The organism is Micromonospora sp. NPDC005173 (assembly GCF_040608515.1).
Classification (GTDB): domain Bacteria; phylum Actinomycetota; class Actinomycetes; order Mycobacteriales; family Micromonosporaceae; genus Micromonospora.
On record NZ_JBEXIK010000005.1, the window covers coordinates 150540 to 163720 of the forward strand.

The 13181-nt window shown below is 72.4% G+C and carries 12 protein-coding genes; 5 read left to right on the forward strand and 7 right to left on the reverse strand.

Annotation, left to right across the window (positions count from 1 at the left end; genetic code table 11):
• Positions 1-9 precede the first annotated feature (9 nt).
• The 3 genes from ABZV00_RS09430 to ABZV00_RS09440 form a co-directional block, all read right to left on the reverse strand.
• Positions 10-2040 carry a PIG-L family deacetylase gene (locus ABZV00_RS09430; protein WP_355603447.1) on the reverse strand — a complete coding sequence of 677 codons (2031 nt, stop codon included), beginning with the start codon at positions 2038-2040 and terminating at the stop codon, positions 10-12.
• A gap of 75 nt (positions 2041-2115) precedes the next feature.
• Positions 2116-3762, reverse strand: coding sequence for a stealth family protein (locus tag ABZV00_RS09435; RefSeq protein ID WP_355603450.1), 1647 nt, complete (start codon positions 3760-3762; stop codon positions 2116-2118).
• A gap of 183 nt (positions 3763-3945) precedes the next feature.
• Complete coding sequence (locus ABZV00_RS09440; RefSeq protein WP_355603452.1) at positions 3946-5763, reverse strand: stealth family protein; 1818 nt, start codon at positions 5761-5763, stop codon at positions 3946-3948.
• A gap of 506 nt (positions 5764-6269) precedes the next feature.
• On the opposite strand from ABZV00_RS09440, the gene ABZV00_RS09445 reads away from it, so the two are divergent.
• Positions 6270-7190: a DNA-3-methyladenine glycosylase 2 family protein gene (locus ABZV00_RS09445; RefSeq protein ID WP_355603455.1), complete on the forward strand. Its 921-nt coding sequence runs from the start codon at positions 6270-6272 to the stop codon at positions 7188-7190.
• A 36-nt stretch (positions 7191-7226) separates the two neighbouring features.
• Here the strand turns inward: ABZV00_RS09445 and ABZV00_RS09450 are convergent, their stop codons facing one another.
• Positions 7227-7730 carry a DUF1990 domain-containing protein gene (locus tag ABZV00_RS09450; protein ID WP_355603458.1) on the reverse strand — a complete coding sequence of 168 codons (504 nt, stop codon included), beginning with the start codon at positions 7728-7730 and terminating at the stop codon, positions 7227-7229.
• Positions 7731-7825: 95 nt separating this feature from the next.
• Between ABZV00_RS09450 and ABZV00_RS09455 the strand changes: the two genes are divergently transcribed.
• A complete protein-coding gene (locus ABZV00_RS09455) occupies positions 7826-8320 on the forward strand; it encodes a GNAT family N-acetyltransferase (protein WP_355603461.1) in 495 nt (164 codons plus the stop codon).
• Here ABZV00_RS09455 and ABZV00_RS09460 read toward each other — a convergent pair.
• Both ABZV00_RS09460 and ABZV00_RS09465 read right to left on the reverse strand, forming a co-directional pair.
• Positions 8295-8717 carry an SRPBCC family protein gene (locus ABZV00_RS09460; protein WP_355603464.1) on the reverse strand — a complete coding sequence of 141 codons (423 nt, stop codon included), beginning with the start codon at positions 8715-8717 and terminating at the stop codon, positions 8295-8297. The genes ABZV00_RS09455 and ABZV00_RS09460 overlap by 26 nt on opposite strands.
• A gap of 117 nt (positions 8718-8834) precedes the next feature.
• Complete coding sequence (locus ABZV00_RS09465; protein WP_328425011.1) at positions 8835-9047, reverse strand: hypothetical protein; 213 nt, start codon at positions 9045-9047, stop codon at positions 8835-8837.
• 135 nt (positions 9048-9182) lie between these two features.
• On the opposite strand from ABZV00_RS09465, the gene ABZV00_RS09470 reads away from it, so the two are divergent.
• Together ABZV00_RS09470 and ABZV00_RS09475 are read left to right on the forward strand one after the other, a co-directional pair.
• On the forward strand, positions 9183-10298 hold the full coding sequence (locus ABZV00_RS09470) for an ATP-dependent DNA ligase (protein ID WP_355603468.1): 1116 nt from the start codon (positions 9183-9185) through the stop codon (positions 10296-10298).
• 58 nt (positions 10299-10356) lie between these two features.
• Positions 10357-11928 carry an alpha/beta hydrolase gene (locus ABZV00_RS09475; protein WP_355603726.1) on the forward strand — a complete coding sequence of 524 codons (1572 nt, stop codon included), beginning with the start codon at positions 10357-10359 and terminating at the stop codon, positions 11926-11928.
• On the opposite strand, the gene ABZV00_RS09480 is transcribed toward ABZV00_RS09475, so the two are convergent.
• Complete coding sequence (locus tag ABZV00_RS09480) at positions 11855-12367, reverse strand: potassium channel family protein (protein WP_328425007.1); 513 nt, start codon at positions 12365-12367, stop codon at positions 11855-11857. The genes ABZV00_RS09475 and ABZV00_RS09480 overlap by 74 nt on opposite strands.
• Positions 12368-12441: 74 nt before the next feature.
• Here ABZV00_RS09480 and ABZV00_RS09485 point away from each other — a divergent pair, with 74 nt between their 5' ends.
• Positions 12442-12894 carry a GNAT family N-acetyltransferase gene (locus tag ABZV00_RS09485; RefSeq protein ID WP_355603472.1) on the forward strand — a complete coding sequence of 151 codons (453 nt, stop codon included), beginning with the start codon at positions 12442-12444 and terminating at the stop codon, positions 12892-12894.
• Positions 12895-13181: the final 287 nt, after the last annotated feature.

Consider the following 13181-nt stretch of genomic DNA (forward strand, 5'->3'; position numbering starts at 1 on the left):
CCGTCCCGCTCATGCCCGTCCCCGCCCATTCCCAATGGCCGTCCAGTTGCCGAACTGCTCACCACAGCCCGCCCGGCGCTGGCTAGCCGTCCAGAGTCGTCCATCCACCCCGACGACAGCGGCCACGGCCCGTCCGCTGGCGTCCACCGCCAGGGCCGGGGAGCCGACGAAGAGGACACCGGTGGTGGACCACGCCGTGGACACCCCCCGCCCCGCCGGCTGCCAGGACAGACTGGTCGTACCGGCGTCGTCGCGTTTCATCAGCACCGTCCCGCCGGGATCCCGGGGAACCGCCGCCGCGGCAACCGGCCCGAAGCCGCCCTGCCCGTCGAGGCTCGCCGGGTTGACCGGCCAGCCACCGCCGACCCGCTGCCGCAACGCCATCACCCGACCGCTCTCCGCCTCGCGGAACACCAGCAGCAACCGGCCCCCGGGCTCCTGCAGGACGGTCAACGGACCAGCCGGGGCCGGAACGGACAACGTCGATGGCCGCTCGAACGGCCCGTCGACTGTGGCCTGGCGCCAGTGCAGCACCGCCCTGTCGGTGCCCGCGAATAGCTCGATGCGACCGTCGGCGGCGCTCGTGGCCGCCAGTCCCTCCTGCACGACACTGCCGCCGAGGTCGCCCCAGGGGCCCCAGGTATCCGGGCCGGTCTGCGCCCGGCTGCTCACGCCACGCCCGAAGTTGCGGACGAACACCTGCACTCGACCGTCGGCACCGACAGCGGCGACCGGCATGCCCATCTCCAGCCGCCGCACCTCCGCGTCGACGGCGCCGTCCGCCGGGTTACCCAGTTCCACCCAGGGGCCGAACGGTCCGCCCGGCTTCGACTCCACAGTGGTCACCAGAACGCGCCGGTGTCCCTCCCGCGCCGGGTCCAGCACCTGTCGGACACCGAAAAGGTGGATCCGACCGTCGGCGCCCGGAAGCGCGTACAGGTGCGGCACCAGCCCTGCCCCGTCGACCAGATCGGGCCCACGCCAATTCCCGCTGCCGGGTCGGGTTTCCCGCCACACCGCCGCCCGGTCCCCGAGCACCGCGAACGCGGCGAGCCGCCCGTCGGCCTGTCGGCGCAGCCAGGATGCGCTCCCGGGATAGCGGGGATGGGTGCTCTGCCCGTAACCGGGCACGTGACCCTGGTCGCCGACCTGGTAGTCGCCGCAACCCACCGGGTCCCCGCAGTCCCGGGGGACACCGCCGTAGATGTCCAGCAGTGCCTTCTTCGCGGCGAACGCCCCCGGCCCAAGGTTCCGCGGCCAGTGCCGGTTGTAGTAGCCCCGGTAGCTCTCCCGCAGGACCGGCCGCCCGCCGGCCTGTTCGTAGCGTCGTACCGCCTCAAGGGCGAAGTACGCGCTGGCCGTGTGCGTGAGGTGGTCGGAGTACGCGATCCGCCCGCTGGCGGCGTCGTAGGTCTTGTGGTCCGGATCGGGGTCGAGCAGCCGCACGACGGTCGGCTCGACCTCCCGCAGCAGCGCCGTCAACGCGGTGAGCAGTTGCTCCCGGTCGTACTCGCCGACGGCCTCCAACGGGCTGCCCGTCGGCCGTAGGGCCGGCAGGGCAGCCAGTCGTCCCTCCCACAGCACGCTGAGCCACCGGGGCGGCTCGTCCGCGACGGCGTCCTGCGTCCGCAGGTTGAAGAAGACCAGCCGCACGGCCGGCGCGTCGACCAGGGTGGCGATCTCCACCGGCACGCCACCCGCCAGCACCTGGGCGACCCGTGACCAGGCGGCCCGCCGGTCGCCGAGAGCCATCTGCGCGTACGCCGCCCGGATGCCGTTCTGGCGAGCCGCAGCGTAACCGGCGAAATCGACCGGAACGGCACGGCGATCGGGCTGGTTCTGGGGAGCGTTGCGGCCGTCTGCCTCGCTGGCGGTGAGATAGACCGCGGTGACCGGGGAACCGCTGCCAATCGCCTGCTGCACGGCGGGGTTGAGAAAGAAGAGGTCGTCGTCGGGGTGCGCGACGACCTGGAGGTAAGCCGCAGGATGGCGTGCCGACGTGGGGACGGACCGGCCGCCACCGTGTCTCAACCAGAACAACGCGTTACCCCCGGTCTGGGAGAGCGACGACGGCGGTCGCCGCGAGACGGTGTGGAACGGGGCGCGGCAACCATGTCAGGCCTTCTCCCACGGGCTGGGCACCGGGAAGTAGGTGTCCAGAAAGGGCGTGAGGACCGCGAGCTGAGCGGTCAGGTCCTCCTCGGACGAGAACGCGTCGTTCAGACAGAAGACGTGCCGGTCCCGGCGGGCCAGCAGGTGCGCGAGTCGCGCTGGAGTGTCGGGGTGGGACAACTCGGCGATGGCGTACTCCAACTCGCCAGGCACGGCGCGACCGGTCTGGAACGCGTAGTAGTGGTGCAACGACGAGGCGATCGAGATGTCCGTCATGCCGCGGAACCGGCTGGCGGCGGTCCCGCGGTGCGGCAACGGGAACTCCTGCTCGATCTCGTACAGAACGCTGCGCCGAAGCGCGTGCGGCATGTGCTTCATCTTCTGGTTGAGCACGGTTCCGAAGCGTTCGGCGATCAGTGCCCGATTGTTCTTCCCGGCCGCCGACGACGGGATGTCCTCGGCGCTCGGGGCGCCCGACGGCACCAGCGCCGGCGACGGGAAGAAGCGGGAGATGCCGTTGGCCAGGAAGAAGTCCTGGGGGAGCACCTCGGTGCCGAGGAAGACGTCGTCGTTGAAGTACAGGAAGTGCTCGGAGAGGCCGTCGAGGTGGTGCAGCTGGCTCTCAATCGCGTGCGAGTTGTAGGTGGGCAGCATCGACGGGTCCGTGAAGATCTCCCGGTGGCTGACCACGCGGATCCCCGGTGCGGACAGCTCCAACCAGTTGGGCACCTGGTCGTCGGTCACCAGGTAGATGTGTCGCACCCAGGGCGCGAACAGGTGTACCGACCGCAGCGAGTAGCGGAGTTCGTCGCGGCTGAGGAACCGAGCCGGGCTCGCTGCCTCGGCGTGGTAAGGAATCCCGGTCACGTCGGCGCGCCGACGCAGCCAGTCCGGGTCCGTGCCGTCCACCCAGGTGTAGACGACGTCAATGGGGAAGGACACGTCCTCGGGGCGCCGCCCCGCGAACTCCTGCCGGCTGCGAGCGGTCGCGCTGGCTGTCGGCGGCACCAGGTCGGTGAACAACGACTCGGGCACGAGGACCGGAGGCGACGACACCTGGACCTGCTCCGCCACCGGGTTACGACGCGGGGCGACGAGCGTGTCCCCCTGCCGGGTCCAGAACTCGACGTCGCAGCCGTACGCCGGCCCCAGCACCAGCCGGTGCCGGGGGTCCGTCCAGTACCAGGTCAGCCGCACGACCGGGGCGTCCGCAACCCGGTCCCACGTCTTCGGCTCGAAGCCGGCGGCCGGCGGCCGCTCACCACTGCCTCGGGGTACGGAGACGTAGCCGGGCACCTGACCGCAGGCCGCCGCGAGCGCGGCGTAGACGCGGCTGCGGTCGGAGTCGTCGACGGCGACCACCGACGCCCGGTGTGACCGACCGCGGACGCGGAAGTACTCCACGCCAGCCTCGTCGAGCGCTGCCGTCACGGCCGTGAGGTTCGCCGTCCGGGCTCGCAGCGGCGTGACGGCCGGATCGACTCGGGCGATCCGCGACGCGCGGTCGGCCGTCACGACCGCCCGGTCGCCACCGGCGAGCAGTTCCGGCTGCCGCCGGGCCAGCCGCTCGCCCCGGCGCCCCGCCACCTGGGCGTCCCGGGACGCCCGAGCGACCCACTGCTTCAGCTGGTGGCGCGCTCGCGGACTCACCTTCGTCGCGATGGCACGACGGGTCTGCGCGCTCAACACCCGGCGGTAGACGTCGACGAGCCCCGACGGCTCAGCGAGCGCCCGTGGCGGCTCCGACGACGACGGCTGGGGTTCGGGGCGAACCAAACTGGGCTCCACTAGGAATGGTGTACGGGAAACACTGGCTGGGGCGGCGCAGTCGGGTCAGCCGTCCGGCCTCGTCACGACGGCCTTGAAGTCGGTGACCGTGTTGACCATGTTGTTCGGCAGGGTCGGCGCATCAATGGGGGCGGCGCGACGGGCCCCCGGGACCGGCCGGAAGGAGCTACGCCACAGGGCGGTGGCCCCCAACCGCCTGCGCTCGGCGACCACGTCGTCGGGCAGCTCGAAGGGCGCCGGGAAGGGCAGGTAGCGCGGCAGGAAGTCAGCCAGCATCTTCTCCTGCTCCTCGATCGCCCGGGAATCGGAGTCGGTGTCGTTGAGGCAGAACACTTCACGGTGCCGGCGGGCCAGCAGTTCCGCGAGGCGGGCCGGGGTCGAGGGGTGACCGAGGTCCGCGTACTCGTACTCGATGTCGGCAGGCACCGCCTGGCCGATCAGGTACGCCCAGTACTGATGCAGCGAGGAGGGGATGGACAGGTCGCCGTGGTGGCGGAAGCGGTGCCGGGCCGTCGCCAGCACGTCCGTCGACAACATGCCCTCGATCTGCTGCATGATGCTGCGCCGCAACGCGAAAGGCGTGTGCTTCATCTTCTGGGTGATGGTGACGCCGAACTGCCGCTGGATGTGCCGGCGGTTGTTCTTGCCGGCGGCGTTCACCGGCGGGTCGCTGGGCTTCGCCTCGCCCAGCCCGAACTGCGCCCGCGAGAGAAAGAACTTGGCGATCCCGTTGGCGTGAAAGAAGTGCGTCGGCAGCAGTGGCCGGCCCAGAAAGACGTCGTCGTTGAGGTAGAGGAAGTGTTCGGCCAGACCGTCGATGCGGTGCAGCCGGGACTCGATGGCGTGTGAGTTGAACGACGAGCGTCCGCCGAGGTCCGCGAAGAGTTCGGCGTGCGAGACGACGGTGACCATCGGGTGGTTCGGATCGAGCCAGCTGGGCAGCTGACTGTCGGTGATCAGGAAGATCCGGCGTAGCCACGGCGCGAAGCTGTGCAACGAGCGCATCGAATACCGCAGCTCGTCCCGGTTGTGGTAGCGCGAGGTGTTCGCCGCGACCGCGTGCAGGGGACCATCGGGAGCGCCGAGCGCGGCCATCTTGCGCTTCAGCCATTCGGGATCCGACCCGTCCACCCAGGTGTAGACGGCGTCGATCGGGAAGCCCACCCGGTCCGGGGCCCGGACCGTGAGATCGCGGCGGGTGCGGTACGTGTGATCGTCCGCCTCCGGAACGAAGTGGCTGATCAGTGCTGCGGCGACCCGGACCTTCTCCGCCTCGGCGGGTGCTTCGTCGATCACCGCGTTGTGCCGGGGAGCGCGAACAACGTCGCCGTGCCGAGTCCAGAACTCGATCTCGCAGGCGAACTGCGCACCGAGGACGACGCCCGCCCGCGCGTCGGTCACCGGGAACCAAATCTGGAACACCTCGGCCGGGGCCGCGTCCGGCCGGTCCCGACCGGGCTGGACGTTGACCACCCGGACGTGTGCGCCGGACAGCGCCGGCGCGGACCGGACCAGGCGACCCACCGCCGGCCGCTGATCGTCGAGGACCGCGACCGAGCTACGCAGGTAGTCGTCGTTGCGCAGGCAGTGGTAGTCGATGCCGGCCGCCTCCAGGGCGGCGGTGACGGCCGTGAGGTTGCGGTGCCACAGCTGCAACGGAGTGGCCGTGGCGACCACCTCGGCCTGGATCCGGACGCCACCGTCGGGAACGCTCACCCGGGCACCCACCGGATGCACGGTGTCGCCGCCGCGCGGCCGCGAGAAGGCGTGCACCAGGCCGATCCTGCGGTGCGCGGGCAGCAGACCCAACAGGCGACGCCGCGCCGGTGAGGGCAGGAGTCGGTAGATCTTCAGGGCGATCATGCGGCGGGCCGTCCGCTCGGGACGACCGCCTCGTCGGCAGCCATCACGGTCAGTCCTGCTGGTCGGTAGCGGCTTGAAACTCGTCGCGCGCTGGCTCGAGACACACTTGTGCAGCCATCACTGCATGCCCTTTCACAGGTCCCCCGCTGGCACTGCGTGGCGATCTGTGCCGTCCGCGCGCTGCACTGTCGCGGTCTGTCGGCTGGCACCGATCTCCGGGCCGGCTCGCGCTCTCCGAATTGCCGGGAAAGGGTGGCCGCCGCAGGTGGCCCGGAGCAGTAGGTTCACCCGCAGGCCATCAAACAACCATAAGATCGATTCCTGGCCCACAGGAGATCGTCACGTAAAGATGGTCTGCGCCGATTCGCCGGAAGAATCCTGGCCGTTCAGGCGGTACGACCACACCGGTACGGCCGGCTGAACCTGTCCTCACGTTTCTCCCCAGCCGACCGTGGAACCGGTAGTGCGGTCCTCGGGGCCGCATCGCGACCTGGCAGAGTGGTGGGGTGACCGAGACCGAGCCCGCCGCGACCCGGGTGCTGCACCCGCCGGTCGGCTACCGGCTGGCCGCGTCGGTCCGCGCGCTCACCTTCAGCCCGTACGACCCGTGTGCCCGTGTCGCCGCCGGCACCTTCTGGTGGGCCACCCGCACTCCGGACGGACCGGCCACCCTCGCCCTGCGGCCGTCCGGCGGCGAGCTGGTGGCCGAGGGCTACGGGCCGGGTGCCGAGCACGTGCTGGCCCGCGCGGACGCGATCGCGGGGCTCCGCGACGACCTGACCGGGTTCGCCGAGCTGGCCGCGGCGCACCCCCTGGTCGCTCGGCTGGCCCGGGAGCATCGCGGGCTGCGGATGCCGGCCACCGGGCAGGTCTTCCCCCGGCTACTGCGCGCGGTCTTCGAGCAGAAGGTCACCGGCAAGGAGGCGTACCGGGCGTACTCGGCGACCGTGCGGCACTTCCGCGAGCCGGCGCCCGGTCCGCTGCAACCGCTGCTGCTGCCGCCCGAGGCCGCCGCGGTGGCCGCCACCCCGTACTGGGTGTTCCACCCGTTCGGGGTCGAGCAGCGCCGCGCCGACACGCTGCGCCGCGTCGCCGCGCTCGCCGACCGGTTGGAGCGCTCCGCCGACGCCGCCGAGGCCACCCGCCGGCTGACCGCCGTCGCCGGCATCGGGCCGTGGACCGCCGCCGAGGTGGTCCGGACCGCCTACGGCGACCCGGACGCGGTCAGCGTCGGCGACTACCACATCCCGAACACGGTGGCCTGGGCACTCGCCGGCGAGCCACGGGGTGACGACGCTCGGATGCTGGCCCTGCTGGAGCCGTTCCGGGGCCACCGGGGCCGGGTGTGCCTGCTGCTGGAGGCCGCCGGCATCCAGGCACCGAAGTACGGTCCTCGCGCCCCGATCCGCTCGTTCGCCCGGTTCTGAGCAGCCGGCGGTTCTGAGCGGCCGGCGAAACGCTGGTCAGCGGCCCGCGCAGAGCCGGCGCAGGGTGCGGCCGAGCCACCAGGCGTACGTGTGCTGCACGGCCTGCACAGCCGGGCCTGCGGCGCGGGTCAACCAGCGGTCCGGGCGGCTGAACGCCCGCACCTCGAACCAGACCGCGCCAGCGTCGTCGCGGCTGACCGCGAACGCCTCCTCGCCGCGCTCCGGATGCCCGGGCAGGGTGCCGTAGCCGAAGCCGGCGAGACCCGGCGACTCATCGCTCCAGACCACCCGGCAGGGCCCCCAGATGCGGGCCGGACCGACACCCAGGCCGGCTGTCACCAGCACGCCCTCGGTGGCGCGCGGGGCGTCGGTGCGCATCCGGACCCCGGCGGCGCGGTGCAGCCGCCAGCTCAGCACCGCGTCGGCCGCGACCTCGAAACAGCCGGCCGGCAGCGGGTACCGGTGGCGCAGGTGGTGGTACCCGCCGGGCAGCGACCCGTGCCGGGTCCGGCCCACCTCCGGGTACGTCAGCTCGGCCACCGCTCCCCCTCGACCTCGTCCGGACACGCGTCAGGGTACGGCCGGCCGGCCGGGCCGCCGGTCGAGGACGGCGGCGGCTGTGGTGTGCTGCCCGGATGAGCGTCGAGGCGAGCATCGTCCCGGCCGGTGTCGCGGACGCCGGCGAGATCCTCACCGTGCAGCGCGCCGCGTACCTGACCGAGGCGCAGCACTACACCGATCCGTTCCTGCCGCCGTTGACCGAGACACTGGACGAGGTCAGGGCGGTGCTGACCGGTCCGACCACCGTGCTCGCCGCCCGGCTGGGGCACCGGCTGGTCGGCTCCGTGCGGGCCCACCTCGACGGGGACACCGCGCACGTCGGGCGGCTGTCGGTCGCCCCGGACCAGCAGGGGCGGGGCGTCGGGGGTCGGCTGCTCGCCGCGATCGAGGCCGCCTGCCCGCCCTCGGTGGCCCTGTTCACCCTGTTCACCGGCGCGGACAGCGCCCGCAACGTTCGGCTGTACCAACGGCACGGCTACCGGATCGTGGCGCACCGGCCGGACCCGAACGGCATCCGGTTGGCCGTACTGGACAAGCCGGCGGTCAGCCCAGCTCGCTCCGACGCTTGAGCCCGTCGGCCTCCAGTCGCAGGTAGCGGCGGAGCAGACCGCCGTACAGCCAGCCGACCGGCCCGGCCAGCGGCCCGGACTGCGCGATGGCCAGCTCGACCCGGGTACGCCCGTCGGGCAGCGGCAGCAACCGGTGCTCCGCCCGGGTCCGCACGCCGGGGGCCTCGGAGACCCAGGTGAAGTCGCGCCCCTCGGTCAGCTCGGTGACCCGCCACACCGCCGGCCGCAGCTTCGGCTGCGTCAACCGCGCGGTCGCGCCGACGGTGAGCGGCCCCGGCTCTCCCCGTTCGATCTGGCTCACCGAGGCCGTCCACTCGGGCCACCGCTGTACGTCGATCAGCACCGCCCACACCCGCTGGGCGTCGGCGGCGATCTCCGTACCGGCTTCGAACCGCATCGCGTCTCCTCCCCGGCGGCGCCGCCCGGCGACACCGCGTCATGGAGACGAGGCTGCCCGACGGATGGTGACCCGGGCAACCACTGGCCGGCCATGCTGCGGAAGCGCCGCCGGGAATCAGGCGGCTTCGCGCAGGTCGGCCAGGGTGAGCGGGGTACGCCGACGCAGCAGCTCCGCCAACTCCGGCACCGACCCGACCTCGCCGAGCACGTTCTTGCCGCCGCCGAACTGCTCCGGGTAGCGACGGACCAGCCGGTACCGGTAGCGGCCCCGGATCAGCTCGACGCTCACCCGCCACCGCCCGCAGCAGTCACAGACCCACTCGGACACCTCGCGAAACTAGCTCTGACCTGCGGCTATCTGATTCGCCCGGTCGGGACGAGCGGCGCGCGGGCGGACACGCCACCCCGGCACCCACGGTGATCTGCCTCACGACTGTCGGCACCGTCTGATTGACTGGTCGCCGTGGACCTGCCGATCAACCCTCCGGTCGAGCCGATGCTGGCCAAGAGCGTCCCCAAGCTGCCCACCGCGCCCGGGGTGACCTACGAGCCCAAGTGGGACGGGTTCCGGTGCATCGTGTTCCGCGACGGCGACGAGGTGGAGCTGGCCAGCCGCGGCGGCAAGTCGATGACCCGCTACTTCCCCGAGGTGGTCGAACAGGCCCGCCGACAGCTACCCGAGCGGTGCGTGGTCGACGGGGAGCTGATCGTGATCCGGCGGGACGGCCCGGGCGGCCAGCCCCGGCTGGATTTCGAGCTGCTGGCCCAGCGCATCCACCCGGCCGCGTCCCGGGTGAAGCTGCTGGCCGAGACCACCCCGGCCGACTTCGTCGCCTTCGACCTGCTGGCCATCGGCGACGAGGCCCTGGTCGACCAGCCCTACCCGCGCCGCCGGGAGCGGTTGGTGGAGGCGCTGTCCAAGGTGCGCCCGCCCGTGCACGTCACCCAGGTGACCACCGACCCGGAGACCGCCCGCCGGTGGTTCGACGTCTTCGAGGGCGCCGGGCTGGACGGGCTGATCGTCAAGCCGGCCGACCTGCCGTACGAGCCGGGTAAGCGGCTGATGTTCAAGGTCAAGCACGCCCGCACCGCGGACGCGGTGGTGGCCGGCTTCCGCTGGCACAAGTCCGGCCCGGTGGTCGGCTCGCTGCTGCTCGGCCTCTACGACGACGCGGGGGTGCTGCACCACGTGGGGGTGAGCGCCTCGTTCAGCATGGCCCGGCGGGCCGAGCTGCTCGACGAGCTGGCGCCCTACCGGGACACCGGCGGCGAGCACCCGTGGGTGCACGGTGACCACGAGCGCGGCCAGCGCATCCCGGGCGGGGTGAGCCGGTGGACCGGCACGAAGAACCTGGAGTGGGAGCCGCTGCGCCCGGAGCTGGTGGTCGAGGTGGGTTACGACGCGATGGAGGGCGAACGGTTCCGGCACACCGCCCAGTTCGTCCGGTGGCGGCCGGACCGCGATCCTCGCTCCTGCCGCTACGACCAGCTCGAGCGCCCGATCCGCTTCGATGTGGACCAGGTGCTGCGCGGCGACCCGGCGGCCACCGTGGACCGGGCCGCCACCGGTCCCGCGTAGCCTGGCCGTCGACTCGACTCCGGAGGACCACGTGACCCGCACCGCCGACCGGCCTCGAATGGCGACCAGTCGCCGGGTTCGTCGCACTCTCGCCGGCTTCGCCGTGGCCGCGCTGCTCACCGCCGGCTGCACCCTGCCGGCGTTCGCGCCACGCACCGAGGTGGAGGGCGAGGCGGCGCCAACCGGCAACTCCCCGACCTGGCGAGCCTGCCCGGAGGTGGCCGACGAGTTGGTCGGGCGGGGCGCACCGGACATGCGCTACGAGTGCACCCGGATCGCCGTCCCGCGCGACTGGGGCACCGGCGGCGGGGCGACCGCCGGCCCGGGCGCGGGGCAGACCTTCGAGATCGCCCTGCTGCGCGCCCGGTCCACCAAGCAACGGGACCGGATCGGCTCGCTGGTGATCAACCCGGGTGGTCCCGGTGGCTCCGGCGTCGACACCGCCGTCTACCTCTCCTTCGGCACCCAGTTCGGTGGGCTGCCCACCACGATCACCGAACGCTTCGACATCGTCGGCTTCGACCCGCGCGGGGTGGCCCGGTCCAGCCCGGTCAAGTGCATCTCCGACGCCGACCTGGACGCCAGCTTCGGCTACGACCCGGATCCGACCAGCCAGTCGGCGTTCGACGGCTTCGTGGGGCTGAGCCAGCGGATCGGGCGGGGCTGCGGCGACCGGTACGGCGACCAGTTGCCGCTGTACGGCAGCGAGCAGGCCGCCCGGGACATGGACGCGGTCCGCGCCGCCGTCGGCGACGACAAGCTCACCTACCTGGGCTACTCGTACGGCACCCTGCTCGGCGCCGTCTACGCCCAGCTCTACCCGCAGCGGGTGCGGGCGCTGGTGCTCGACGGCGCGGTCGACCCTCAGCAGCGGCTGGTGGCCGGCTCGGAGAGCCAGGCCCGCGGCTTCGAGCGGGCCTTCGACAACTTCACCCGCTGGTGCGCCGCGACCGCCGACCGCTGCCCGATCGCACCGGACGCGCGCGCCGCCGTCACCACGGCCATCGACAAGGCCAGGGTCTCGCCGGTCCGCGGCGACGACGGGCGGGAGGCGACTCCCGGCTGGGTCTTCTACGCGGTCATCTCCTCGCTCTACACCGAGTCCGGCTGGCAGGAGCTGGCCCGTGCGATCGACCGGCTGGCCGAGGGTGACCCGAAGGACGTGTTCCGGCTCGCCGACGCGTACGCGGGGCGGGAGAGCGACGGGCACTACTCGAACCTGTTCGACGCCAACCTCGCCATCAACTGCGCCGACGAGACGGAGAAGCCGAGCCGGGCCCAGATCCGCCAGTTGCAGTCACAGTGGCGCACGAAGTACCCGCTGTTCGGGCCGGCGCTGGCGGTCGGCATGCTGAGCTGCGTCGAGTGGCCGGGCGGGCGGGACCCGTACCCGACCGGCCGGGCCAACGGCGCGCCGCCCATCGTGGTGGTCGGCACCACCGGCGATCCTGCGACGCCCTACGAGCAGACCCCCCGGCTCGCCTCGATGCTGGGCGTCGGTCGGGTGCTCACCTGGGAAGGCGAGGGGCACACCGCCTACCCGCAGACCTCCTGCATCACCGCGGCGGTGGACGCCTACCTGATCGACCTGACCGTCCCCAGGGACGGGCTACGCTGCCCGGCTCGGTGACCGGCCGGGTCGGCGGCAGCGGCGGCAGCTCGATGCCCTGCCGGGCGGCCATCTCCTCCAGCAGCGCCCGCATCCGCCGCACGTCGGTCTTGAGCTGCTCCTGCTCCTCGTGCACGAAGGCGTCGTCATCGACGATGAGCCGGCTGGCGAAGTGCGCGGTGATCAGCGGGATCACCAGCAACACCATGGTCGAGATGAGCAGCGCGGCGAGCGTCCGGCCCGCCCAGGTGGTCGGCGAGATGTCGCCGTACCCGACGGTGGACGCGGTCACCACCGCCCACCAGACGGCGTCGGCCGGGCTGCGCTGCTCGACCTCGCCGTAGATGACCCCCGCCACCACGATCATCAGCAGGTACGACGTGATCAGCGTGCGGGGTGAGTTCGCGAACCACACCAACGCCCGGTAGATCCACCGGAACGGCAGGAACAGAAGGTCCATGCCGCCCTATGCTGCCCCCTCCCGGCAAGCGGCACCGACCCATCCGCCGACGTCACTGTGCCAGGCTCAGCGGCATGACCGACATGATCTACCGCGAGGCGGTACGGGCCGACCTGCCCGCCGTCATCGCCCTGCTCGCCGACGACGTCCTCGGCAAGGCCCGCGACCTCACCGAGGTCGACGAGGCGTACGAGCGGGCGTTCGCGGACATCAGCGCCGACCCGCGCAACCAGCTGATCGTCGCCGAGCAGGGCGGCGAGCTGGTCGGCTGCCTCCAGATCACCTACATCCCCGGGCTCGGCCGGCACGGCGCCGAGCGGTCCCTGATCGAGTCGGTCCGGGTCCGGTCCGACCGGCGCGGCCAGGGGCTGGGCCGGAAGCTGATGACCTGGGCCATCGACCAGGCCCGGCAGCGCGGCTGTGCGCTGGTGCAGCTCACCACGGACAAGGCCCGCCAGGATGCACACCGCTTCTACCTGGGCCTCGGTTTCGTGGCGAGCCACGAGGGCATGAAGCTCGCCCTCTGACCGCCCGCCGACGGCGCCAGCCCGTCGATGACGTCGACCCGTCGGAGACCTCGGCCCGCCGGTGATGCCAGCCCGTCGGTGGCGTCGGCCCGCCGGTGACGCCAGCCCGCCGGTGACGTCGGCCCGCCGGTGACGCCAGCCCGCCGGTGACGTCGCCCGTCGATGACGCCAGCCCGTCGATGACGTCGACCCGTCGGTGACGCCAGCCCGTCGGTGGCGTCGGCCCCTCGGCTGCCTCTGGCCCCATCACGCCCCGAGGTCCCCAGGTGCCCCTCGACGCCTGTCGA